This window comes from Vreelandella neptunia, from assembly GCF_022489065.1.
In the GTDB taxonomy this organism is placed as follows: domain Bacteria; phylum Pseudomonadota; class Gammaproteobacteria; order Pseudomonadales; family Halomonadaceae; genus Vreelandella; species Vreelandella neptunia_A.
On record NZ_JAKVTW010000011.1, the window covers coordinates 123,205 to 147,950 of the forward strand.

Here is a 24,746-nt window from a genome sequence, read left to right on the forward strand (position 1 = left end):
TATTGACAAAGATTTTTCTGAGTAATAGCTTTTTGTAATCTGCTTATAGGATTACATATTTTGTCAAAGATCAGGCTTAAAAAATATCTCTATGGTGGCATCCAATTCGTATCAATTGTAGATGAGAACGATTGTCCTGTAGACGTCTATGCGACAGCTTACATAAATAGCGTATTATCCCGAAAGGCGTTTAATACAACGGCGAGATATGCAAACGAATTATTGTTTGTGCTTTGTTATTTCACTAAACGCTCGATAGATCTGACCGTCCGAGTGGCAAGCGGTAAGTTTATTTCATACCCTGAATATTTAAGTTTTCTTGATTTTTGCCACCATCAAAAAAGCGCCCCACTTGAGCCTAACGTAATACCTTTTCTAGGTGTCGAGGATAAACATCTGCGAAATGCTATGACAGCGAATCTCCGAGCCTTCTCAAAGGTATCTCCAGAAACTATTCAGGGGCGAGTACGTCGGCTCAGGCAATATCTAGAGTGGCTATTTGATGAGTTTCATGGTGGAAAGATAGTTACTGACGAAGTCGAAGATTGCTTTCATAAATTGATCTCAAAATTAAAGCTTGATGAGCATTCGTTTGGCCGAAATTCGGACTTCAATCCTGTCTCATCAAGCGATTCGGTGATACCTGACAGCGTGTTCGAAAGCCTTCAAGAGATGATCCTTCCTGAGTCTAAAAACAACCCCTTTAAGTCTTCCAAAGTAAGAAACTATCTGATTGTTTCGCTGCTTGAGCAAACGGGTATCCGGCGCGGGGCGCTCGCAAAAATTAAGATATCAGATTGTCGGTTTCATGGTAGCTATGACCGAATATTTATCTATCGTGCTCGTGGTGCAGATCTTACCGACCCTCGACTAGAAAAGCCAAATCAAAAGACTCGCTCCCATGAAGCTGTTGTTGACCGCAGTCTAATGGAGAAAATAAAAATCTATATAGACTGTATTAGGCCGCAGTTTGATCAGTCAAAAACGCATGATTTTATTTTTGTAAGCGAGAAAAATTCAAGAGGAACTTCCGGACAGCCGCTTTCACTAAAAACAATTAATAATATTTTTAATAAACTCTCAAATGCTCTCGATTTTAAAGTGTATCCCCATATGCTACGACACAAATGGAATGAGAAATTCTCTTTGGCAGGTCAAGAGCAAAAAATTGACGGAAGGCTTTTAGAAGATATGAGAAGAAAAGCTATGGGCTGGTCCCCTAGATCAACTATGGGGCAAGTTTACAATGACAAAGTCCTCCAACGTCATACAGATGAAATGATGAAAAGGCACCAAGAAATCTTGGATAATAACAAATGAAAAGCATTAGCGAATCAGGAGAAAATAAAAATAAAACATCCTTCTTTGTTGAAGATTATATTGCTTCTGATAGCAGTATTCCTGAGTATATTACTGCAAAATCAGGTTTAAAAGTAAGAGTTGCTGACTCCGAATGGAGGCTCTTGCATAATAAAGGAAAGGGTAATATTCTTAACCTTAGTTGGTTAAGAGGTAGTAATTTAAAAGATAGAGAGCTTCAACTGACATTGCTAGTTTTTATTTATTATGCGATTAATAAGGCTGCTTCAACTACTGCCACAGTCTCAATTGGCATCAGGCCTGTTATAAATTCTGGTTTTCCCTCGGTACTAGATCTAACAATAATGTGGAGTGGGTTAAGTATAAGCAAGAAAAAAGCTACTAATCAGTTTTTCGGCACATTATTAAAGCTTGGTTATCGTGAATTTAAAGAATATCATCAGTTTACTTCAGCTAACCTTGGGTCAGATAATGCTGATCCGTTAAGCCCTTTTACAGGAAGGCTCAATGATATTGAGTTTGATTCGGTAATTCAAAATTTGAATCAGGAAATTGCTAAAGTCGATTTTGATGAAAATAAAGATTACAATTTTTTCGCGAAACGTGGTAACTCATATTCTTTTGCATTTAGTACGCTCCGGTCTCTTATAGGTACGAGACTGGTAGTTGCTGTATTACGTCGACCATTACAAGTTGCAATGATAAAGTGGAGCGATATAATTCCAGTTGGAGGTACTTTTGATGACGATTTGATACCGGTGGAAAATGAGGTTTTTAATATTGGTACTGTCTCTCTTCAATTAAGACTTTATCGTATAAAGAATAACGTAAAGGATGCTAGGTATCGTTCTACTCCGGAGAAGTATCCTATGACTTTGAGTGAAAATTTATCTCTTCTGTTATATCGCTATAAGAAAATATTTATAACAGGTGTCCAGCTAACTCTACTAAATTCTGGGATTAATCTTACAAAAGATAAAGTTTTAACTTTGATAAAGAACATGCCTATCTTTATTTCATCAGAATTTTTTAGTGTAAAGATTAATTGTTTAAGTGAATTTGAGGGAATATTCACACATAATTCTTCTCTCTACCACTTAAATGAAGCACTGATAACTAATGCAGTTGCAGGTATGAAAGGGATATCGGATCGAACAAATAATTTATGTGTTACTTCAAACAGGCTTCGTCATACTGCATTAACTCGTGGTGCAGAAGAAGGGCTCGATTCTGCACAACTAAGTAGATTAACAGGTGTTACAGAGCCTGCAGCCAGGCATTATATAGATATTGATTATCTATCAAGACGATTGATTGATGATAATTATATTGCTAATGATTTTTTGAGAAATGCTTTTACAGTCCCGGTTCGGAACTTAGATAAAGATAGTGGTGTTATTATAGGGCATGATTTTGAAGAAATTGGTGGTGTGAAAAATATAAGTTCTTGTAACCTGTGTCTGGCTAAAATGGGCAAGCCAATTGGTTGTTATGGATGCCCAAATTTCCTTCCTCTTCTGGATGCTGATCACCGTTTTATACTTGAGCAAGCTGAAGAAAAATTAAAAGCTAATATGGCGCAGTTTGATCTTATAATCGGGAATAGGTCATTAGAAAAACTCGAACGTCAAGTCAAAAAGATAAAAATAGTAATTTCCCTATGTGATGAAATTATTAATAAAAAAGAAGAACTAAATGCTTAATCTTTATTTGAGTAACTTACATTCCCTTATTTCTGAATATGAACTAAAGAAATTCCCTCAATTTGTAGGGACTTATGGTAGTGAAGCGACACTGGACGATCTGGTTTGGTATCATATTGATTCAAAAACCGGTAGAAAAATCCGTCTTTTGTGTACCATTTTTAATGGCCAAAAAATAAGAAACGACAGTAAATTATCATCAGAGCTTGCTCTCGCTAAGCCCTATGATCACCTATTAAAAATATTTATTATTGAATCACTTGCGATTGGTTCTTCTGCGGCTCATTTGCAATCCAAAATAATATCAGCTCGCACTATTCTTTCAGTGGTAAAAAATTCGTTAGATGACGTAACAATAGAAGGTTGGAACTCTAGTAAAGATAGTGGATTTTTTTGGCAGTTCTGTAAGAGACATAACTTATTAGGTGGGCACGAAAGCCCAATATATTGTAATGATGATCGTGACAGGACAGGCGATGAGATTAACGAGCGCCGTAGAAACCTCTTACCAAGTCAGCCAGTAATAGAGGCGCTCGGACAAATTTTTATTAATACATTTCGTGATGTTGATGACGAGGGGAAAGTAATTCCTGATGGATCAATAGATATATCTGATGCTTTAACATGTACGTTTGCAGCCTTATCATTAGCGTCACCAAATCGTACGGGCGCTGAAATACCTGTCATTCATAAGCAAAAATTAAAAAGTTATTCGGAAACTTATGAAAAGCCGGTATATTACTTAGAATGGAAAGGCAGTAAAGGGTATAAAAATTATAAGAATCATATCTTAGAGGCGTTATCCAGCAATGTTTCTCAAGCAATTAATTTCTTTTATTCTTATTGTGAGCCTTATAGAGTCATAGCTCGTTTTTACGAAAACCCTAATCAAAAATGTAAAGATCTTTTATGTAATTTCAGCGTAAATAAAGAGTTATTATCTAATGATGATCTCAATAACATTCCTAGCTTGTTCTTTTTAGCGTTCGTTCTTGGTTTTTATAATCATAATGCCACTGTATTAGTTATTAAAAATATAAATAGATCTAAATTAGTCCGTGAAAAAGGAGGTAAATTAAACAGTACACATTTTTCTGACAAGTTAATTCGAGAACTTAATGCTGAAGATTTTTTCTATACACCTGGTTTCCATAAAAGCAAAGTGTGGAGTATTTTATTTGGTGTGATTGTAAGTCCTGATACAGTAAAAGAGCTTGAAGACTTTATAACAGTAAAGGAGCTTCAGGATTATTGGATTGGCTATTATAAATCACAGCTTTCTACTTCCTTTCCTTATGCCTATAGTGCAGGCGAAAATTATGAATTTTATTCTGAGTTGCTGTTTTGTTTGCCAAGATGTGTTTTGAATAGATCTTCACTTGGTGGTGTTAAATATAGCAAGTCTTTTTTGGCTTTAGATTCACCTAGAAACATTTCATATCATGTTTCTAGTAGACTTAACAAAAGCAATGTTAAAAGATCAGCACGCTTTTCTATCTTTCAAGAAAATGGTTATGGTGAGGTAATGTACATTAGGCCACACCAGCTTAGACATTTTGCAAATACTTTAGCTGATCTTAGTAATATTCCTGTTGAAATTAATACGGCATGGTCTGGAAGAAAGGATGTTAGTCAAACATTTGAATATATTCATACTACTAAGCATGAGGAATCTGAGCGCTTAAGCTCTGTGCTCGATTTTTCAAATGACAAAGACTCAGATATTCGTATAATCACAAGTAAGGACTTGGATGAGATTACTAACCTGCCTGCTTCCGTGACATCAACTGGCGTATGTATTCAAGAGCTAAATGTTTCCCCTTGTGAATATTTAAACGATTTTGTTAGTCAGTGCTTTATGTGTTCTTCCTCTTGTCATATTGCAGGAGATCAAAAAGCGATTGATCTTTTTGAAAAAGACTTTGTTTACCAAAAGGCTCGCTTGGATCAGGTGAGAAATGATTCTAGAGTCAAAGTTTCAAAAGCAATGCAAGACTGGCTTGTGTTACACCACCGTAATACAGAAGTACTTCAATCACTGATCCTGCTTATGAAAGAGTACCCTGTTGGTTCTATCATTCGTTTTTCCCAAAGTATTAGTGAGTTCAAAGTGACGGATCTGAGTACCAAAAAAGTAGAGACAATAAGGTTTTCTTTGCCTGGTTCAAATAGTGAAATGGAAAGCCTCCAGTCCATTGAAACCAGTCACGTCGACCTTGGTATTGAGAATAGTGATTTGAATAATTTGCTATCCAACTTTGGTTTGTCAGAGGAATAAATTCAATGGCCTTGCCAAAAATAAGCTCTCAGGAACAACGCAAAATTGAAGTTCTCATTCATAAGTGGAAAGGGAAGCTTACCTGGGCGACATTGGTTGAGCGAGCCGAGCTGGAACTGGGGATAAGGGTTACTCGCCAGACACTCTGCACCTATACGGGTATCTTACACGCTTATAAAGATAAGAAAAATCAGCTACGCGGTGTTCCCTCGTCAATGCCCGAAGAAGTCACTGTGGAGAGTGCAAGCCTTGCTCGGCAAATTGAAAACCTAAAAGCAGAGATAGTCATTTTTGAACGCAAAAACAATGAGCAACTGAGGTTGATCGAACGCATTTTATCTAACGCTAGAGAAATACCAAACTTGGATTTACGTACCCTAATCAAGAAACGCCCTGAAGAGATGAACAATGGCTAGTGGTCAGCAATTAGCAAAACACAATCTTGAGCAGTTTCGAACTTGGCGAGCCACTCAGACTGACGAAGATTTTCTACAAATTATCCACCTCGGTCGGTTGAAGCGCGTGGAAATTGCTAAGGCAATTGGTTGTGGTAAAAGTGCGCTAACTCAGAATCCTGGTTTGCGTGCTGAAATCGATGCTCTTGAATCGGAATTACGGAATCGGAGTATCCTTCCACCAGTAGTAGAGGCCGCCCATACACCAACCGATCAGTCTCGGGAATACAATATTTCGGCAACACGTCTAACGCGCAATGATCATCGTTCCGCCCGACTTGAGCAGGAGAATATAGAACTCAAAGCCCGAATTAGAGAGCTAGAGCGCCGCCTAGCCCGCTTTGGCGAGCTATCCGAGACGTTAGCCGAAATGGGGGTGATGCCGCGCTGATGAATACGCTCTGCCCATTTGATACTGATTTCTTGCGAGTTACTAGCATTCCATATGCAACGGATAGATATGTCATTTTCAGCGGTGTCCCAGTTCGCAACTCCTCTCCGTTAGTCAGTAGCGTAAAATACGTCATTACGATCAAATCCGATTTGTCAGCTCTCCCTGTCGCACCGTCAATAGGTCAGCATTGGAAGGTTACTGGGTCGTACGTGATCGACACTCTGCAGAATGGTGCTTATTCGTTCAGACGCCACACCTATGATGCGCCAAAACAGCTTGCTTGTACCTTGCCGCAAGACGGCGAGCAGTTGATTCAATTTATCGCTAAAGAAGAAGACTTTAAGGGCATCGGAGAGCAGAAAGCCCGCTTGCTCTGGCATGCATTGGGCGAACACTTTCATATGACCGTGAGCAAGGATACACCAGAGTCTCGAAATAAATTACTGAAGCTACTGAGCCCTGATTCTGTCAATGCACTGTTTGAAGGATATGCCAAGTATGCAAACCTCTCTGCCTGTAATTGGATGTCCGAGCACGCCATACCGGCGCCAGTTCAGCAACGGCTTTTAAAATTTCATCACGAGCGTTCCATTGAAATAATCCAAGAGAATCCCTATGTGCTTATGGGTTTCGGCATGTCCTTCCAGGAAGTGGACTCTCTCAACTTCACTATCACAGATGAAGACCCTAGACGTCTGATTGCTGCTGTTGAGATGGCGATAAGGAAGGACGTCGAAAAAGGCCATACCTACACGACTCAAAGCCGAATTCGCCCGTATGTCAGTAAGGCGCTTGGCACTTCAAAGCTTGCGTCTCGGGCTTTTGAAGTCGGTCATCAAAAGGCCCAGTTCGTGCTGAACCAGGAAGCTGATACCTACCATCCAACGGCGCAGTTCTTGATGGAGTCAGTTGTAGCAAAGCGACTAAGAAAGTTAGCTGCTCAAATCGATTTATATGACCAGGATGCCGACCAAGCCTGCAGAACCTCATTAGCCGAGATGCCTTATGAATTGACGCAGCGTCAAGTTCAGGCCATTGCGATCTCTCTGGATAATGCTGTTAGTTGCATCACAGGCGGTGCAGGAACGGGGAAGACCACTGTGCTCCGCACAACGCTTAGTGCCTTCAAAGCTCTCGGCTACGAGATACACGCCGTTGCCCTATCAGGCCGGGCAGCGATGCGCCTGCAGGAGTCGATTGGTTTCCAAACAAGGACTATTGCCGGGCTGCTACGGCAAGCACCTGTTGAGCCCACTAGTGCTCAACCTCTGCACCTGCTCGTAATAGATGAAGCCAGCATGGTCGATTTACCCACCATGTATCGTCTAGTCACTCACCTCAGCCCTGATATTCGGATCATTTTCACGGGTGATCCTGATCAGTTACCACCAATTGGTTGCGGTAAAGTTCTTTCAGATATTGTTGCATCGGGCCTGATTGCTAACACAACGTTAGATATTGTGAAACGCCAAGTGGAGTCGACGGGCATCCCTGAATATTCGCAAATGATTAACGAGGGTATCGTTCCTAAGCAGCTGTCTATGGGTGCAGTCTTTTTTCACGAGACACCCCAAAACAACATTGCCGAACAATGTACTGCGCTGTTTGCAGAGGCTCCAGACGGTAGCCGCATCGTCGGCGCAACTAAAGCGCTCGTAGCTGATATTAATCAGCGCGTACAGGCAGCGGTGAATTCAAGCGGACAGCGTATGGAATTTGAGCTGCAAGGTGACCGTTTTTTCCGCGAAATTCGCTGTGGCGACTCTGTGTTATTTACGGAGAATAATTACGACTCAGGTATCCAGAATGGGTCATTGGGTACTTTAATTTCGTCCGAGTCCGAGGCTACAGGAAAATATTTCGGCGTGGTGCGATTGGATGTCGGCAGCGAGATTGTGTTAACTCAGGCTATCCAGGAATCAATGGAGCTCGGCTATTGCATTACACTTCACAAAGCACAAGGATCGCAATTTCCGCGTGTGATTATTGCCCTTAGGCCTGGGAGAATAGTGGATAGAGCATGGCTTTATACCGCGATTACACGCGCTGAGTCGGAGGTGCATATCGTTGGCACGGCTCGTGACTTAGCAACGATTACTCATAAACCCAGCTTTTCCCACCAAAGACTGAGCTATCTAGAACAACTTTTGGCGAAGGAATGAGGAGAAACTCCTATTTTTCAATGCTTGCACCTCAAACCCCAACCAAAATCACCTCCGCCTGCCCATCCAACTGTTCCTTCACTGACTGCCATTCCGGCATAAAACTGTATTGGTGCCAGGCAGGTTTGTCGATGGGTGCACGAATCATCTTCAAGTAAGTAACTTAATGCAGGTTTAACGAACGGTCTCCAACAAAAACTCTTTCAGGTGCAAAAAGTAAAGCACCGAGGCTTCCTCAATATCTCAGTCCCCGCCAAGTATTCAGGTGCCGTTCAGTGATCCACCGAACAGACTAACGTTTTTTGTGAGATTAACGTCGATTACGTTTCACTGTGGTTGCAGTGGCCAAATCGTTCTATCTTAAATGTTAGTTGACAACGAGGAAGCACACGCGTTTTACGTAAAAATATTGGACGATTGGGCAATGACACCCCCCATCTTTTAAAGGAGGTAGCGATGCTTATTTTCGAGTCTTTTTTTACAAGTGGCCTAGCACAGATTTCCTATCTGGTTGGTGACAGCAAGGCGGCAGTGGCCGCGGTAATCGACCCTCGTCGAGATATTGATATCTACTTGCAGATGGCAAAAGAGCAAGGCCTGCGAATTGCCTATGTCATCGAAACGCACATTCATGCAGAGTTTGTATCCGGTGCTCAATCACTGGCGAACCGCACTGGTGCGCAGGTTATTGGTGGCCGCTCCGATGAATACCGGTTCGACCTTCGCCATGTCAGCGATGGTGAGGTATTGGAACTCGGCCAGGTAAGGCTGCAGATCATGCATTCGCCGGGCCATACGCCTGAACACATTTCTCTTCAGCTGTTCGATACGCAGCAAGGCAGTGACCCCATCGCATTATTCACTGGCGACACGTTGTTCAACCTGGATGTTGGGCGCCCTGATTTGCTTGGAGAGGGCAGTGAACGAAAGCTGGCCAGTGAGCTATTTCACACTCTCTTTGATCGTTACCTGCCGCTGGGCGATCGGATAGAAATATATTCCTTTCATGGGGCCGGTTCGGCGGGCGGTAAGTCGATAGGTGACAGGCATCAATCTACGCTTGGCAACGAACGGCTTTTTAATTCTGTACTGCAGGAAAAGAGTAGCGAAGAGGCGTTTATTGACACGCTGCTTGCCGATATGCCGGAACCGCCACGACACTATGCGCGCTTGAAGAAGCTGAACGTCGGTGCCATCGAACAGTGGGAAAGCCTATCGCTGGCCCCGCCGCTGTCGCCTGATGACTTTCAATCACTTGCTGGCAACGCCAACATGCAGGTCGTAGACATTCGCTCAATACTGGCATTTGGCGGTGGCCATGTGCCAGGGGCTATCAACATCGCGTTACGTAACGAGTTTGTCAGTTGGGCGGGATGGATGCTCTATGACTCCCGCCCAATTTTGCTGGTGGGCGAGTCGACAGAAGATGTCCATCAAGCCATTACCCAGCTCTACCGCATCGGCCTGGATGACATTCGTGGCTACCTGCACAATGGTATAACGGATTGGCAGAATGCGGCACTACCCCTGAGCAGGTTGCAGGAGTGGACCGTCCACGAGCTGAACGCTCGGCGTGAAGAGCCCGATGTTCAGGTGCTTGATGTGCGTAGTCCCAATGAGGTTGCCAATGGACGAGTACCGGGCGCAAAGCATATTTACGTCGTCCATCTTGCCGAGCAACTAGATAAATTAGATCCGAACAAGACCATCGCCACTTACTGCGGATCAGGCTATCGAGCCTCGATTGCCGCCAGCCTTCTGAAGCGAGCTGGCTTCTCCGACGTGGCGAACACGCCAGGGTCATGGGCGGCTTGGAACGCAGCAGGTCTGCCTATTGAAACGAGCTGAGCTGAACCGGTGTATCAGTACTCCCATGCCGCTCAAAATCGCAAAATACGAGTACGTAGGCATCATGCGATAATTTCATTATTATATTGATTTTAAAGGAAAAATCTATGAAAATGTCTTACTGGCGTTTCGTCGCAATGGTCGCTACATCGACAATCATTATGTATGGGTTGATGTATCTGAACACGTACGCTTTTGACCATGTTTTCTGGAGCGAAACTAGAGCATGGATTGCTCTTGTCATGGGGGCTGTGATGGCGGTAGTGATGTTGAGCTTTATGCTCAATATGTATCAGAAAAAAAAGATAAACATCGCCATCTATGCAGGCAGTGCTGTGCTTTTCATTGCTGCATTATGGATCGTCCGTAGCCAGGTTACCGTAGATGACACCGATTACATGAAAGCAATGATTCCCCATCATTCAATCGCGATCCTGACCAGTGAGCGAGCGAAAATTTCAGATCCGCGTGTCCGTGAGCTGGCAGATGAAATCATTGCTGCACAGCGTCGCGAAATTGAGGAAATGAAACAGCTCATAAACGACTTGGAAAAAGCGGACTGATGTTTATTTTTTCATAAAACCGTTCACGTCAGATTTTTATCTTTCCGATTATCACATTAGGCACTGTTTACCTCACCGGTTGTGGCTTTCCAACTTCGGGAGACCTAGGAACAGTTGTACAGCCCTTAAGTTTTTCGTGCGTCGATATATCAGAGACGATTTGGTGCGCCGCATAGTGTGTGCCATAGATTGACGCATCTAGACCCATTTCGGTGACCCAGGCTTTCACAATACGGGCATATTGGCGCGTGGATAGATGCTTTGCGCTATTGATTCGGCTGGAAAACAAGAAGTCTTCGCTCCGGAGCTGAGCAAGCTGTATCCAGTAGATAATAGCGATGTGAGTTTGCTCGGTAATTTCGAACTGGACAGGTCAATGTGACTTTTGCTGTATCATAATGGCTCGTGAAGATATGCACGCAACATGGGCTATAGCCCGTACTCGTAAATTGAAGAGGTCGCAGCCTCGTAGATTGCTATCGATAGCTAAATTGTAGAGGGCAAGAGTTCTCTCGTCTTTTTGGCAAGCTGTAGGCGCACACGGATGGCCCAGATATCTTTTAGACTCAGAGGTGCCTTCTCCCCAACCAACTTGCCTTTATTCCAAGGTGTAAAGGAGATTTCAGTCGAAACATTCATGGCATGATCCTCCATCAGGTGGAGGTCAAAGAATGGGTTGCCTCAGATGTCATGGCAAACAACCCATAAAGGAAAAAGTTGAGATCAAAATGTTCGGGCTAATGCACGTGAGGATAATATCCATAGTGAACATGAACAACTGAGTGATTTATCTTCGAGTAGATATTGTTACTTAATAGCAATCATCCTAAGTCGTAAAGCATTGCCAATCACGCTCACTGAAGAGAGTGACATCGCCGCCGCCGCGATAATCGGTGATAACAGCATACCTGTGAAGGGGTACAAAATCCCTGCGGCAATGGGGATGCCTGCCGCGTTGTAAGCAAAGGCAAAAAAGAGATTTTGGCGAATATTACGCATGGTGGCTTTTGAGAGCTTATGCGCCGTGGCAATACCGGTAAGATCTCCTCGCAGTAGAGTAACCCCAGCGCTTTCTATCGCCACATCGGTGCCGGTTCCCATGGCAATGCCGACATCCGCTGTAGCCAGCGCAGGTGCATCGTTCACGCCGTCGCCGGCCATGACAACAATGCGCCCTTCATCACGGAGACGCTGAATCACTCGGCCTTTATCCTCTGGAAGCACTTCAGCTTCGACCTCATCAATGCCTAGCCGACGTGCCACAGCGTTGGCGGAGGTGCGATTATCGCCTGTCAGCATCACCACTCGAATGCCGTCAGCCTGGAGTGAACGAATGGCTTCTTCGGTGGTTTCCTTGACCGGATCGGCAATGGCGAGCAGCCCAGCTAAATTCCCGTCGATGCTCGCAAAGATGACAGTAGCACCGTCGCTGCGCAATTGATCGGCATGTGTGTCTTGAGACTGGGTGTTAACGCCCTCGCTTTCCATCAATAGCCGGTTGCCCAGGGCAATACGCTTGCCATCTATCTGGCCTATAACGCCCATGCCATTGGGAGCCTCGAAGTCCAACGCTTCTGTTAATTTTACCTCTGCCTCTTTAGCCTTTTCGACTATTGCATGGGCCAAGGGGTGCTCGCTGCCTCGCTCAAGACTAGCTGCCAAGCGCAAAAGCTCCGATTCAGCAATGCCTTCAGTGAGAATCAACTCGGTCACTCGTGGTTTGCCTTCGGTAAGCGTGCCGGTTTTGTCGACGACGACGGTGTCGACCTTCTCTAGACGTTCAAGAGCTTCGGCATCGCGAATCAACACGCCTAACTGGGCACCGCGCCCTACACCGACCATAATTGACATGGGGGTAGCAAGACCTAGCGCGCACGGGCAGGCAATGATCAGAACACTAACCGCCGCAATAAGGCCAAACGCCATCGGCGGGGTAGGGCCCCACAATGACCAGGCGATGAAAGCCACAACAGCAATGAGAATAACGACGGGTACAAAGATGCTGGCGACTTTGTCGGCAAGCCCTTGAATGGGTGCGCGGCTGCGCTGGGCGCTGGCGACCATTTGCACAATCTGCGACAGCATCGTGTCCTGGCCCACCTTGTCAGCGCGCATGACAAAGGATCCTTGACCATTGATGCTGCCGCCAATGACGCCATCGCCGACTTCCTTTTTCACCGCTAGTGGTTCACCGGTAACCATGGATTCGTCAACGTTGGAGCGACCTTCCATCACTTCGCCATCTAATGGCACCTTATCGCCGGGGCGCACCCGGAGACGATCCCCTACCTGAACCTGGTCAAGAGAGATATCTTCCTCATTGCCCTGATCATCAAGGCGTCGAGCGGTAGCAGGCGCCAAGTCGAGCAGAGCACGAATAGCGCCAGAGGTTTTTTCACGAGCGCGTAGCTCTAATACTTGTCCCAGTAAAACTAAAACGACAATCACTGCCGCTGCTTCGAAATAAACGGCCACCGAACCATCGGCTTGACGGAAGGCGTCGGGAAAGATGCCCGGTGTGAGGGTGGCCAGCAAACTGTAGAGCAACGCGGTGCCGGTACCGATCGCGATTAGCGTGAACATATTAAGGCTGCGATGCACTAGCGAACGCCATCCGCGTACAAAGAATGGCCAACCTGCCCAGACGACTACCGGCGTTGCCAGCAGCAGTTGAATCCAGTTAGAGGTTTGCTGGGAAATAAAATGCATAAGGCCAAACACGTGGCCACCCATTTCTAGGGCAAACACGGGGAGGGTCAGTACTAGGCCGATCCAGAAACGCCTGGTCATGTCCTTGAGTTCGTCCGAAGGGCCGGTGTCAGCAGAGACGGTCTCAGGTTCCAGCGCCATGCCACAGATTGGACAGTCGCCTGGGCCTTCTCGTCGAACTTCTGGGTGCATCGGGCAAGTATAAATAGACCCCGAGGGTACTGACGCTTGTGACTGTTTGCTTGGCTCAAGATACGCATCAGGCTTGGCAATAAACTTTTCCTGACACTTTTCTGAGCAGAAGTACCAAGTCTTACCCGCGTGATCGGCACGGTGGCGGGAGGTATGGGGATCAACGTCCATGCCACAAACAGGGTCTTTCACCTTTGTCTCGTTATGGTCTTCAGACATCGTTCATTCTCCCCGTTTGGCGAACAAGGCGCATGGCTTCGTGCTCTTCAAGTGCTAAAAGGGAATCTAAGAGCTCTTTAGCCTCAGGAATTTCCGCTTTGCCAACGAGGGTTCGATAAAGGTTTATCGTTTGTTCATGGAAATCAAAAACCTCTCGGCAAATGTCGTCAACACTTAGCGTGGAATAGGGCGCATCGCAGGTACGATGCGTACGGATAGGTTTATGCTCCAAATAGTCATAAACGTAGGTTTTTAATGCTTTCGCGTCAGCAGTCTGTTCAAAGCGCGCCACAACGCGCTGCATTTCCGCTTCCTGTGCAGCTAAGTAATTGAGCAACATGCGAGCGCGCTCTTCTTCGTGTATATCGGCGCAATGAGCAAGGCAAGCTGCAAGATGCTCGTGTAACTGACGGGTCCAATCGATCAATTCACCAAAGGTTCTAACGTCCATTTGGTACCTCCTATAACGCTATTAACGTTAATGAGTGTGAGAGTGCTCGCTATCGTTTGAAGCGTCGCGTTTGGATAGGAAAATCCATTCGCCGAGTAAAAGAGTAGCCATTACTACGCCAGCAACGATGAGCACCATGGGGTCCGAGATGGCTTTTACCCATAAAAAGCCGATTAACACGACAGCATCTAGTAGTATGGCAATGCTAGGAATAACAGGATTAGCCCCCACTCTGTCCTTGAGATGACGAAGCACACCCCAGTGGATGGCCATATCCATGATCAGGTAGAAAATGATGCCTAATGCTGCGATGCGGCTCAGGTCAAAAAAAGCGGTGAGCACTAAGCCAAATACGATGGTGTACACCAGTGTATGCTTTTGTACACTGCCGGGCATGTGGAAATGGCGGTGAGGAACCAGCTTCATTTCTGTCAGCATGGCGAGCATGCGTGAAACGGCAAAGACGCTGGCGATGATACCGCCCGCCGTTGCCAACATGGCGAGAATGACGGTAAACGCAACTGCCGCTTCACCCAGTGCGGGACGGGCAGCGGCGGCCAGGGAGTAGTCTTGGGTTTCGATAATTTCAGGCAAAGATAGGTTGCTGGCAACGGCAAAACCGACAAGGGCATAGATCACCACGCATAGCGCAATCGAGATCGTGATAGCTTTGCCAAGATTCCGCTTAGGATCTTTAAGCTCCGAACCACTATTGGTAATCGTCGTGAAGCCTTTAAATGCCAGTATGCCGAGCGCCGTAGCACCTAAAAAGCCCGTTATCGTAGGCGTAGGTGCATCGTTGCCAGCACCCATTTCGATGGAGTCGGCAATAAACACGCCGACAATACCAAACACTATAATGCCACCTATTTTGATAAATCCGAGCACCGAGGCGACGGTCTCGATCAAGCGGTTGGCGGATAAATTGATCAAAAAGGCTATTAGCAGTAAACCAACCCCGAGTAGGGGCACAAATAGTGAACGATCCCCCAGGTCAAACAACTCAAGCGTGTAGGAACCAAACGTTCTCGCCAAAAAACTCTGTGCGATCACCATGGAAAAATACATCAGGAGGGCATGAAAGGCGGTGGGAAGCGTCGGGCCATACGCTTTCTGTAAATACATGCCAATCCCACCTGCTGATGGGAAGGTATTGGACATTTTAACGTAAGAATAAGCGCTGAAAGAGACAATGACGGCAGCGGCCAGAAAGGCTAGAGGAAATAGCCGACCAGTCATTTCGGCCATTTGGCCGGTTAGCGCAAAAATACCGGCCCCAATCATCACGCCGGTGCCTAATGCAACGGCACCGACCAACGAAAGACTGTTTTCTTTATATTGTGGCGTTCTATCCTGCCCAACCATGAAAGCGACTCCTTGTATTAACGGCAACCACAGCAGCAATAACTGCCGAGGACTCCTGTGCGGTGTTTTTTGATGCTATATAAATTAAATATAGAACCTATGTGCAGCCACATGGCAAATGACTAACGGAAGGTCTGATTTTGCGAGGCCACAGGCAAGCAGCTCTTACCCTAAACTAGCTAGTCTTGCTCCTGGTTGTGTCATGTAGCCGTTATGACTATTAATGACAGCTCCAAGGTTCCTGTTTAGCGTTGTCTTTAACGTTCTGATCGACGAAACGGTAATACTCCTTCTTAAAGCGGTTCCACCGATCAGCGCTGACCTGTATGTCATGGAGCTTGAGAATTTTTTCAACGTCATCGATGCAGAGCCTCAGCGCATCGTAAGCAAGGCTGATATTTCGGTTTTTCTCGTTGTAGACCACCTTATCCATTCCATAGAGTCGGTCGATATCTGACAGCGCTTCTTCAATGCGTTTGGATTTACTAGGCTTGATTTTTAAATTCCGAGTCACCAGTGTGTTTTTGGAAACACCCAAGCGGTGCTCTTGTTGTGTCGTTTTCATGGTCTTTCTCCCAGGCGCGTACATGTATATATAGAGTGGTTCAGTCCTTGTCTATTTTGTCCTTATGACCGCCGTGGTGTTTATGCATGAAAATATGCATCAGTGGGCATGCTGCCAAAAAGAGGAAAGGTAAGAACTGAAATAGGTGGAGACGGTGCTCGGTTCCAATCAGGTATCCCGCCCAAATGACAAACCCAGCAAGTGGCACCCACAACATCAGCAAACGACTACTTGTACTGTTACTCATAATCACCTCAGTAACTCGCCCAAAGAGCCAACAGCAGTTAAGGCCGTTGGTTTGGGAAAAATCAAATAAATAACCCCAATAACAGCATGGATGATTTGTCTGAACGCAACCTGAACAGCATCGGAGGGAAATATGATCCTGATCAAGCGCCTCGCAAAAAGTAGGCGATAATTACCCAAGCGGTATCCATAGCCTCATTCCCATCATCATTAGGTTTTCGGTGAGCGATACAAAGCTTAATGGGTATTACTGTTGCCGACACAGGCGCACTTGAGCTCACGTTTATCGAGGTATATCGCTTTAAAGACAGAACCTGTCACACGGTGCCAACGAATAGCGCCAGTGGCGCAGCCAGCCAGATAAGCGTATCGGCCAGCAATTAGTAGCTTCGGAAGTATCTAGGCGTGAAGGTAAACGTAACTGAAGGGGACTTGGCGCTGGGCGTGCAGGTCATAGTTGAGAAACATGGCGCTAAAGCTCGCTACGCCCTGCAGCTTTTGCAGACCCGGGGGTATGATCGCTGTGGCTACGGCATACTCTAGCACGCGTGCAGTGAATATTATGCACTGAACCTCCCAACTGGCAGAAAAATCGATGAGTAACGCAGTGGCAAAAATTGCCAGCACAGGGCGATAGGTGGTCGCATTAGGGTCTGAAACGCTAACTCCCAGGTGCTCATGAAGCTCTTCATAGCCGCCAATACGTTCATAGCCCAGATATCCCTGGGAAATCGTATCGACATGTTCCTGCTCTGTAAACGCGTCAATCTCTTATCGCGAAGTCAGCAGGTTTACGTTCACCTAAGGCCCATGTGCACGAGCAGGTCAACGATCTACAAGCCAAACGGACATATGTACTCTCCTGTTTGCAACCATAAGCGCGAGCGCTGGAGTGGGTCGTTGTCACCGTTATGAACCTCTTAGTTGTTTATTAACACTATATTGCTTACCTAACATAATAATCTAACTCCCTTCCACAGCCTTCAGATCAAATATGTGGCGCGACGAAAACTTTATTGTGAAGTGAGCCAGTCGATCTTACTAAGCCTGAAGGCGCCTCAGTCGTTAGGTAATAAGTTTATTTTATATGAAATTTGTTAACTTCCATGTCTCAACATAAACATTTGAGATTCGCTAAAGTGTATATTTATTCGCTGACAATGCGAAGTTGGTTTTCTAAGTAAGGGCTAGCATTCGCCGGGAGCAGGTTTGTCGGAGTTAAAAGGACCAAGAGGTTGTTTTCTACTTAATAACACAAGTGGGCGGTTGAGACGGTAGCTAACAGTGTGGTGACCCATAAGGTGACTAAGAAAATTTGTTATAGGGCATAGACACTATTATTTACTCTGGGGGTATTTCAGTTTGTATGGGAAAGGGGTTCTCAGCACTTTCGTCTGCTTGGTGACGCCTTTGCTCTTGCGTCCATAATGACTTGAGATAATTCACCACATCGCGGATCTCGGTGGGAGCCAAAATCTCCTGGTACGCTGGCATTGTTAGCCTATCAGTTTTATTCCAGGGGTCACGCCAACCTTCAGCAATAATTCGGTAGAGCATGGCATCAGAGTGTTTCCAGGTATGGCCCTCTGGCCCATGTGGTGGAGCAGGTAACTCCCCCAGAGCATTTTGCCCTTCCCAGTTGGGCATGCCTTCGCCTTGTGTACCGTGGCAACTGGCACAGTATTGTCGGTAAACTATTTTTCCGTCTTCCAACTGAGGAGTATTGCTTGAAAAAAGGCGATCCTCAGCCATGGCGTGCCCCACAACCATTAGTGTCAGCCATAAGGCAAAGAACCAGCGCTTACGCATCGGGATAAGCCCAGGATTGGCCTTCGTCTTCACTGCGCAAAAGCTCCCCTTTCTGATTTAAACCATAGAGCGTGCCTTTGGGAGAGAGGGTGAGCGCAACGAGCACTGTGCCGTCACCAGCTACTGGTTGCCACTCTTGTCCACCCGTTTCGCTTCGCCATAGGCCCTGCTGCGTAGCCACATAGACTCGCTTTGGGTTGTCAAGGCTATAAGCCATATCATAGACGCTGCCAGCATCAAGCTCTCCGGTCGGTCTCCAGCCGCAAAAGCAGTCCATCGATAGACGCACCGCATCGTCCGATACCGCGTAAAGCCAGCCAGTCTGCATGCTACCTTCCATGTCAGAGTGAACGAGTCGGTTAACCTTTTGTGAAGGACCACTGTCCATTTTTTTCCAGGTGGTGCCAGCATCTTGGCTTTGGTAGATGCCGTTTTCGGCAATCACCGCATAAAGTGTTTCGTCCTGGCGGCGATGCACGGTTAGCGCAGTCACCTCCCGGCTAGGTAGGTTAGCGCTGAGCTCTTGCCAGGTTTCTCCATTGTCGGTGCTACGCTGCACCCCGATTGAGGGGCCTGCGATATAGAGCGCTTGCGGATCAGTGGAGGGGACCGATACCGCGCGCAACTGGCCTTCATTCACGTCTTCGGGCAAGGGAATCGCATTCCAAACCAAGCCTTCGTCGGTACGCTGAAATAGCTGGTTAGCCTCAATTTTAAACAGTCGTTTGCCTGTTACGTCATATTGCAGTGCAAGCAACCCTTCTTCAGTTGCCAAGGCCGTAATGGCGCTGCCAAAGCTGACTGCGGCCAAGCCTGTCAGTAAGAAGACACGTAAAAAACGACTCACGATCATGTGCATTTCAATATTTCCTTAAATAACGATTAGCCGATAACACCTAGGGCAGGGAAAGTACGCAATAACCAATATGACAGCTCGGATAGTTTGCCTGTGATCATTAAGCTACCCATCAGAATCATGATCAACCCAGCCGCTATATGTATGAAATGCCCCCAGCGACGCAGGAATTTCTGGTGCTTTATGAAGCGATCGAGCGAAATAGCACTCAGCATGAAGGGCACGCCCAGACCCAAAGAATAAACGCCGAGCAACGCCATCCCGCTCCAGGCGTTGGCCGTGGAGGCGCTGACGGTAAGAATGGCACCCAAAATCGGGCCAATGCAGGGGGTCCAGCCAAATGCAAACGCTAAACCAAGCAGATAAGCCGCACTGCGGCTTCCGCCGACGTCCTTCAGTCGACCCATAAACCGCCATTCTTGCTGAAACCAGCGCCACGGCATGAGCCCGGTCATGAAGGCACCAAACAGGATGACGATAAGGCCACCGACTAGGTTTGCTTCTTGGCGATACACCAACAGCAGACGACCAATGGCTGTGGCACTGGCTCCCAGCATCAAAAAAACGGTTGAAAAACCGAGCACGAACCACATTGACTGGGTTAATACCCGAAGACGCTCTCGTCTATCCGCTTCCTGTAGTTGTCCGAGCGAGCGGCCGGTCATGAATGAAAGATAGCCAGGCACAAGTGGCAAAACACAGGGCGAAATAAACGAGATCAGGCCTGCCAGAAAGGCAGTGGCAAGTCCTATATTGGCTACTTCAAGCATTATCCTTTACCTATGCTAGGCTTGGAATTTTGACGAGGACTGCTTGATTGACTCGCTTTGATCTACTATTTGGTGAGTGGTGGGCGCTGTGTCGGCATTCACTTCTGAAGCGTCTTCTACCTGGGCCTGAACATTGGTAGCGTCGCTTTGCTCGGTCGCTTCACCTTTTTTGTCTTTGCACTTCATTATGCATAGGCCTAATCCGCACATAATGAGACATGGCAATAGGCTCAATAGAATAGGCGCGATGCCGAGCAAGACCAGGTTATCCCAGCCAAAAGCAAGGCCGCCAGCCACTGCCACGCCACCCAGCAACATCAGGCCGCGAGGCCCTGTCAACAGGCCTTGTAGCCCCGATTTTTGTTTGCTCTGTTGGGTTTTGTCGTCACAACAACTCATGGTGCTACCTCATTATCTGGTTGCAATCATTTCGGTAAGAAAGTCGATCATGTCTTGAGTGTTCCACTCGGCTTCCCCCACGAGGCGCCCAATTTCTTTGCCTTGGCGGTCAAGTAGAAGCGTCGTGGGAATACCTACAGCCCCAAGATCTGCACTAGCCATCCCGGTTTTATCTATATAGGGAGCCAGATGCTCAATGCCTATCTCTTGATAAAATTCATTAACAATCTCGATCCCCTTACGGTCGATCGATAAGGCGACCACTTCAAAATTATCGCTGCCAAGCTCAGCCTGGAGGGCATCTAAAGTGGGCATTTCCTCTCGACAAGGCCCACACCATGTTGCCCAGATGTTGAGTAAAATCAGTTTTCCTTCAAAGTCAGCCAACGTTAAAGGGGTGCCGCCGCTATCCTCGAAACTGATTTCCGATACGTCGTTGGGGGTGGCCCAGAGAAGAAACCCTTGTGGCCCTGAGCTTTCTGACGGGGCGGCCATGGCAAGGGATGTGGCAGTCATCAGAAATACGGCTACGAGATATCCTGTCAGGATGGGGTGTTTCATCGCCGCACTATCCCTTAGTGAGTCGCGTAAATGTCGGGGCTATCGGTCGGTTGCGAGGCTATGGCATAGACCTCGAGCGGGCCGCGTTTTTCTCCCGACATGCCCGGTGAGCCAAGCGGCATTCCCGGCACACTCAGCCCTATGATAGAGGGCTTTTCATCAAGCACTTGGGTCACACTCTCAACAGGCACATGCCCTTCGAAGAGATAGTCTCCTACGACCGTGGTATGGCAGCCATGCAGTTCTTCAGGGACGTTATACTCGGCTTTCATTTCCACTAGATCATGGGTGTCGACCGTCTCCACGTCGAAGCCGTTTTGTTCCAAATATTTGGCATATTCGGCACAACACCCGCAATTGGGATTTTTGTAGAGGGTCGCTGATATATCAGCCGCCAATCCCGATACGGGAAAAGCCAGCAAAGACGTAACAGCTAACGCTTGCCAATGTTTCATATATTGAGTGTCCGGTTAGTTAACAGGGCGGAAGGTCTCATTGACGCTGCCCGCATAAGAAAAAGGTTGCTTGCGTACAAGCAACCCCATCCGAGCCGCTTTAAGCGTCGTCGTTCTCATGCTGCATGTTTTCCATCATGGCGTTACATTTTTCCATCATGGACTTCATATCGCCCATCATGTCGTGCATACCCCCTGCTTGCATCATATTGCTATGCATGGCGTTGCCCTCCATCGGCTTCTGTTGATTCTCTTCTTGGGCAAAAAGCGAGCTAGCTCCGAAGCTGCTGGCAGCAACAATGGCAGTAAACAGGATCGCAGTATTACGTTTACGCATGACACTCTCCTCTGTATGTGAGTCACTCTGCCAAACGCGCTGGTGGTAGGACTTGATTACGGTTTTTTATCCTGTGGCAGGAGTGCTTTTTTAAGATATCCTTAAAGTAGACTTTAAGGTCAAGGCCTCATTTTAAATTCGTTATACAACCTAAATGTTTGTCATGAGCGCTCAGCTGAAGACTTGACCTTTGGGCAGCCTAACGGTTGTAAGCTGGCTACGAATAAACGAATGAGGATAAGCCAATGCGAGTCTCAGAGCTGGCTCAGACGGGAGGGGTAACGGCAGAAACGGTACGCCACTATACAAGGGAAGGGTTATTGCAACCGCACCGCGACCCGCGCAACGGTTATCAACTCTACGATGCAGAGTCCTTGGGGCGCCTACGTTTTATCGATTGCCTGCGTTCGCTGGGTGTTAGTCTTCCAGAGATCAAGCAAATATTATCTTGGGCGGATCAAGGCACTGCAGAGTTTATTGAACCAGTACCACTCGCCACTCAAAGGGGACGTCTTTACTTGCGGGCTCAAGAGTTCCAGGTGATAGCGCGCTGGATAGATAATATGAATCAAGACAAGATGACTGAAAGTTTCAGCCTGAAGGAGCTCATCGAATCGCTTGGGACAGGTAAATTAGTTTTCGAGGCTAATGATTCGCGAAGTGATCATTAGTGATGCGGCGAAGTCATGGCACTGTGCGTATCCTCCATCCCTATCATGGACTGCAGATGCCAGAGTTGCCAGACAGCAAACGTAATAATCAGCAGTGCTGCCAGCGTACGAGTCGCGGGGCTACGTATCCATATTGAGACACGGCGCGCTGCCACTCCGGTCGCTAGGACGGCAGGCAAGGTGCCGAGCCCAAAGGCCCCCATCATCGCGGCGGCACGCAATGGCTCGGCTACAGCAAGACTCCAGGCCAGCATCGAATAGATTAGCCCACAGGGCATCCAGCCCCATAGCGAGCCAAGTGCGAATGCTTGGGGTACTTTTACAACAGGCATCAAGCGACGGCCTATTGGTTCGATGCGGCGCCACAGGACGCGCCCCAGTGCCTCGATACGTAGCAAGCCCTTCCACCAGTTGGCGATATACAGTGCCATTAGTATCAACATGACCGCCGCCAGGATACGCAACACCAGGGCGAAGCTGTCCAGTGCATGGTTGAGCACGGAACCGAGCAGGGCCACCAAGGCACCAGCGATCATGTAGCTGCTGATACGACCTAAATTATAGCCGAGCAACAGACCTGCTAAACGCCTCGGCTGTCGCATGCTGGGGGGCACAGCAAAGGTCAGGGCACTCATGATGCCGCCACACATGCCGATACAGTGCGCGCCTCCCAGCAAGCCGAAGACGAAGGCCGCCGCCAGCGGCGGCAGGCTCATGTCGGCGGGATTCATTTACGGGGCACCTTTGGAGCTACCCGCCGTATCACGGGAGGGGCTGATGGTGAAGGCCGCCGGAGGCGAACCGTACGGTGATACGATTTCGACCTGTTCGGGTGGATAGCAGAGTCCTTGGTCGGAACAGCCCTGAAAGGTCACCATGATGGCCAGCGGCCCGGTAACGGTGTCGCTCGCCTCGATGGGCGCACTCACCAACACCTGATCGTAGAAAACGTTAATGTTCCCTAAAGACGCGTGCGACATTGGCTCGCCAGGAGGCAAAGCCAACTCACCGAAATTGATATCTTGAGAGAGACTCTCAATCGCGAACTGATGCCGGTGAAGGTAGTAATTTTCGGCGGCGGTGAAGCCGATATAAACTCGATCATCGTCTCGCCAGGCGGTGGTTCGGAAGGCTTCTTTAGCCGGTAGAAAGTCACGTTGGGGCGAACGGTTAAAGGGGGAACTTTTGTCACCAACCTCAAACATCTCTTCACGTGCCGCTACCGGGGTGACTATAAAGAGTGCCACCGTTAGAAAAGCGAAGACTTGTTTCATGAGTTTAACGCCGCCTTTGGCTTATCCATTGGCTGACCTCTGGACCAAGCGACCAGAGCAAAGCCCGCGACGATCATTGGTAGTGTCAGTAGCTGCCCCATGGTTAACCAGCCAAAAGCGATGAATCCCAACTGAGGGTCGGGGAGGCGCACGAACTCTACGATGAAACGGAAGGCTCCATACAGAAGCAGGAACAGCCCAGAGATGAGGCCCCGCTGACGTGGTCGGCGCGATAGCCACCACAGCACGGCAAACAACACGACACCTTCAAGGGCAAACTCGTAGAGAGCCGAAGGATGCCGTGGCTCTGGGCCCAGCTCCATCATGGATGGAAACACCATTGCCCAAGGTACATCACTAACTCTCCCCGGTAACTCGTGATTGATGAAGTTCCCGAGGCGACCCGCTCCCAGGCCGATGGGGACTAACGGAGCAATGAAGTCGGTCAGTTGAATAAAAGCCAGTTGATGTTTGCGAGCAAACAGCCAGGCAGCCACTAACACACCGGCAAGGCCGCCATGAAAGCTCATGCCTCCTTCCCAGATTTTTAGTAACCAAAGGGGGTTGGCTTGCAGTTGTTCGAGCCCGTAAAACAGTGCATAGCCAAGGCGGCCGCCAACGATGATGCCGATGGCGGCGTAGAAGATCAGGTCGCCTATATCATCGTGGCTTAGGCCGAGTCGGTGGGCGCGACGCCGACCCAACCACCAAGCGGCCACTAGCCCGATTACATACATTAAGCCATACCAGTGAATCTGAAGAGGGCCTATGGCGATGGCGATCGGGTCGATTTGAGGGTATTGCAGCATATATCTTCCTTAATCAATCGTTACTGTTGGAGTCATCAACAAAAATTATTGCGTCTTAAGAGCCGTTTTATCGTTTCCACTTCTCGACTTCCTGGATGACTCGCTCAACATCTTCAGAAGTTATGTAACCTGTATGTTTGTAACGAATAGTGCCCTCGGTATCGACCAGATAGCTTTCTGGTGCGCCATAAACACCTAGCTCAAAACCTAGGTTACCCTCTGGATCAAAAATATTGACTTCAAAAGGATTCCCAAACTCGTCAAGAAACTCGAGTCCCTTTGCCTGGGTATCCTTGTAGTTGATGCCAACCAAGCGGACGCCTCGCGCGGCTAAG

General features: G+C 47.4%; 25 protein-coding genes. 9 read left to right on the plus strand and 16 right to left on the minus strand.

Annotation, left to right across the window (positions count from 1 at the left end; translation table 11 throughout):
- Window positions 1–60 precede the first annotated feature (60 nt).
- The 8 genes from MLE19_RS14790 to MLE19_RS14825 all read left to right on the plus strand — a co-directional run bounded on the left by MLE19_RS14790 (window position 61) and on the right by MLE19_RS14825 (window position 10,723).
- The gene (locus tag MLE19_RS14790; RefSeq protein ID WP_208862694.1) at window positions 61–1,320 is read left to right on the plus strand and encodes a site-specific integrase; all 1,260 of its coding nucleotides are present in this window, start codon (window positions 61–63) and stop codon (window positions 1,318–1,320) included.
- Entirely contained in the window at window positions 1,317–3,023 is a 1,707-nt protein-coding gene (locus MLE19_RS14795) for a hypothetical protein (protein ID WP_133732149.1), read from the plus strand. The genes MLE19_RS14790 and MLE19_RS14795 overlap by 4 nt, the downstream gene beginning before the upstream one ends.
- Window positions 3,016–5,301 carry a hypothetical protein gene (locus tag MLE19_RS14800; protein WP_133732150.1) on the plus strand — a complete coding sequence of 762 codons (2,286 nt, stop codon included), beginning with the start codon at window positions 3,016–3,018 and terminating at the stop codon, window positions 5,299–5,301. Before MLE19_RS14795 ends, MLE19_RS14800 begins: the two co-directional genes overlap by 8 nt.
- A 5-nt stretch (window positions 5,302–5,306) precedes the next feature.
- Window positions 5,307–5,717, plus strand: a complete 411-nt coding sequence (locus tag MLE19_RS14805; RefSeq protein ID WP_022522142.1) for a hypothetical protein — start codon at window positions 5,307–5,309, stop codon at window positions 5,715–5,717.
- Complete coding sequence (locus MLE19_RS14810) at window positions 5,710–6,147, plus strand: VPA1267 family protein (RefSeq protein WP_022522143.1); 438 nt, start codon at window positions 5,710–5,712, stop codon at window positions 6,145–6,147. Before MLE19_RS14805 ends, MLE19_RS14810 begins: the two co-directional genes overlap by 8 nt.
- Before the next feature lie 212 nt (window positions 6,148–6,359).
- On the plus strand, window positions 6,360–8,312 hold the full coding sequence (locus MLE19_RS14815; RefSeq protein ID WP_208797096.1) for an AAA family ATPase: 1,953 nt from the start codon (window positions 6,360–6,362) through the stop codon (window positions 8,310–8,312).
- A gap of 456 nt (window positions 8,313–8,768) precedes the next feature.
- On the plus strand, window positions 8,769–10,160 hold the full coding sequence (locus tag MLE19_RS14820) for an MBL fold metallo-hydrolase (RefSeq protein WP_133732152.1): 1,392 nt from the start codon (window positions 8,769–8,771) through the stop codon (window positions 10,158–10,160).
- A 107-nt stretch (window positions 10,161–10,267) separates the two neighbouring features.
- Window positions 10,268–10,723, plus strand: a complete 456-nt coding sequence (locus MLE19_RS14825; protein WP_240718918.1) for a DUF305 domain-containing protein — start codon at window positions 10,268–10,270, stop codon at window positions 10,721–10,723.
- Window positions 10,724–11,530: 807 nt separating this feature from the next.
- Here MLE19_RS14825 and MLE19_RS14830 read toward each other — a convergent pair.
- The 12 genes from MLE19_RS14830 to MLE19_RS14885 all read right to left on the minus strand — a co-directional run bounded on the left by MLE19_RS14830 (window position 11,531) and on the right by MLE19_RS14885 (window position 21,657).
- Window positions 11,531–13,843 carry a heavy metal translocating P-type ATPase gene (locus MLE19_RS14830; protein WP_008958466.1) on the minus strand — a complete coding sequence of 771 codons (2,313 nt, stop codon included), beginning with the start codon at window positions 13,841–13,843 and terminating at the stop codon, window positions 11,531–11,533.
- Window positions 13,836–14,294: a hypothetical protein gene (locus MLE19_RS14835; RefSeq protein ID WP_008958467.1), complete on the minus strand. Its 459-nt coding sequence runs from the start codon at window positions 14,292–14,294 to the stop codon at window positions 13,836–13,838. The genes MLE19_RS14830 and MLE19_RS14835 overlap by 8 nt, the downstream gene beginning before the upstream one ends.
- Before the next feature lie 27 nt (window positions 14,295–14,321).
- Entirely contained in the window at window positions 14,322–15,659 is a 1,338-nt protein-coding gene (locus MLE19_RS14840; RefSeq protein WP_008958468.1) for an APC family permease, read from the minus strand.
- 220 nt (window positions 15,660–15,879) lie between these two features.
- Complete coding sequence (locus tag MLE19_RS14845; RefSeq protein WP_022522184.1) at window positions 15,880–16,224, minus strand: hypothetical protein; 345 nt, start codon at window positions 16,222–16,224, stop codon at window positions 15,880–15,882.
- A gap of 40 nt (window positions 16,225–16,264) precedes the next feature.
- Complete coding sequence (locus tag MLE19_RS14850; protein ID WP_035586996.1) at window positions 16,265–16,471, minus strand: DUF2933 domain-containing protein; 207 nt, start codon at window positions 16,469–16,471, stop codon at window positions 16,265–16,267.
- A 1,340-nt stretch (window positions 16,472–17,811) separates the two neighbouring features.
- Entirely contained in the window at window positions 17,812–18,312 is a 501-nt protein-coding gene (locus tag MLE19_RS14855) for a c-type cytochrome (RefSeq protein ID WP_240718919.1), read from the minus strand.
- Window positions 18,272–19,138, minus strand: a complete 867-nt coding sequence (locus MLE19_RS14860; protein ID WP_133732153.1) for a WD40/YVTN/BNR-like repeat-containing protein — start codon at window positions 19,136–19,138, stop codon at window positions 18,272–18,274. Before MLE19_RS14860 ends, MLE19_RS14855 begins: the two co-directional genes overlap by 41 nt.
- A 23-nt stretch (window positions 19,139–19,161) precedes the next feature.
- On the minus strand, window positions 19,162–19,905 hold the full coding sequence (locus MLE19_RS14865; protein ID WP_008958474.1) for a cytochrome c biogenesis CcdA family protein: 744 nt from the start codon (window positions 19,903–19,905) through the stop codon (window positions 19,162–19,164).
- Window positions 19,906–19,920: 15 nt separating this feature from the next.
- A complete protein-coding gene (locus MLE19_RS14870) occupies window positions 19,921–20,304 on the minus strand; it encodes a hypothetical protein (protein ID WP_008958475.1) in 384 nt (127 codons plus the stop codon).
- A gap of 12 nt (window positions 20,305–20,316) precedes the next feature.
- Window positions 20,317–20,865 carry a TlpA family protein disulfide reductase gene (locus MLE19_RS14875; protein ID WP_240718920.1) on the minus strand — a complete coding sequence of 183 codons (549 nt, stop codon included), beginning with the start codon at window positions 20,863–20,865 and terminating at the stop codon, window positions 20,317–20,319.
- A gap of 14 nt (window positions 20,866–20,879) precedes the next feature.
- Complete coding sequence (locus tag MLE19_RS14880) at window positions 20,880–21,320, minus strand: DUF411 domain-containing protein (RefSeq protein WP_008958477.1); 441 nt, start codon at window positions 21,318–21,320, stop codon at window positions 20,880–20,882.
- Between the two features lie 100 nt (window positions 21,321–21,420).
- Window positions 21,421–21,657 (minus strand): hypothetical protein, encoded by a 237-nt coding sequence (locus tag MLE19_RS14885; RefSeq protein ID WP_062363006.1) that lies wholly within the window; start codon window positions 21,655–21,657, stop codon window positions 21,421–21,423.
- 245 nt (window positions 21,658–21,902) lie between these two features.
- Between MLE19_RS14885 and MLE19_RS14890 the strand changes: the two genes are divergently transcribed.
- Window positions 21,903–22,328: a MerR family transcriptional regulator gene (locus MLE19_RS14890; RefSeq protein WP_240718921.1), complete on the plus strand. Its 426-nt coding sequence runs from the start codon at window positions 21,903–21,905 to the stop codon at window positions 22,326–22,328.
- Here MLE19_RS14890 and MLE19_RS14895 read toward each other — a convergent pair.
- From MLE19_RS14895 to MLE19_RS14910, 4 genes are all read right to left on the minus strand, one after another.
- Window positions 22,325–23,059: a sulfite exporter TauE/SafE family protein gene (locus MLE19_RS14895; RefSeq protein WP_240718922.1), complete on the minus strand. Its 735-nt coding sequence runs from the start codon at window positions 23,057–23,059 to the stop codon at window positions 22,325–22,327. The two genes, MLE19_RS14890 and MLE19_RS14895, sit on opposite strands and share 4 nt — an antisense overlap.
- The gene (locus MLE19_RS14900; protein ID WP_062362913.1) at window positions 23,060–23,602 is read right to left on the minus strand and encodes a protein-disulfide reductase DsbD N-terminal domain-containing protein; all 543 of its coding nucleotides are present in this window, start codon (window positions 23,600–23,602) and stop codon (window positions 23,060–23,062) included.
- Complete coding sequence (gene lgt / locus MLE19_RS14905; protein WP_008958484.1) at window positions 23,599–24,411, minus strand: prolipoprotein diacylglyceryl transferase; 813 nt, start codon at window positions 24,409–24,411, stop codon at window positions 23,599–23,601. Before lgt ends, MLE19_RS14900 begins: the two co-directional genes overlap by 4 nt.
- 67 nt (window positions 24,412–24,478) lie before the next feature.
- Window positions 24,479–24,746 (minus strand): redoxin family protein (locus MLE19_RS14910; RefSeq protein ID WP_340163105.1); only part of this gene is annotated, 268 nt, incomplete at its 5' end.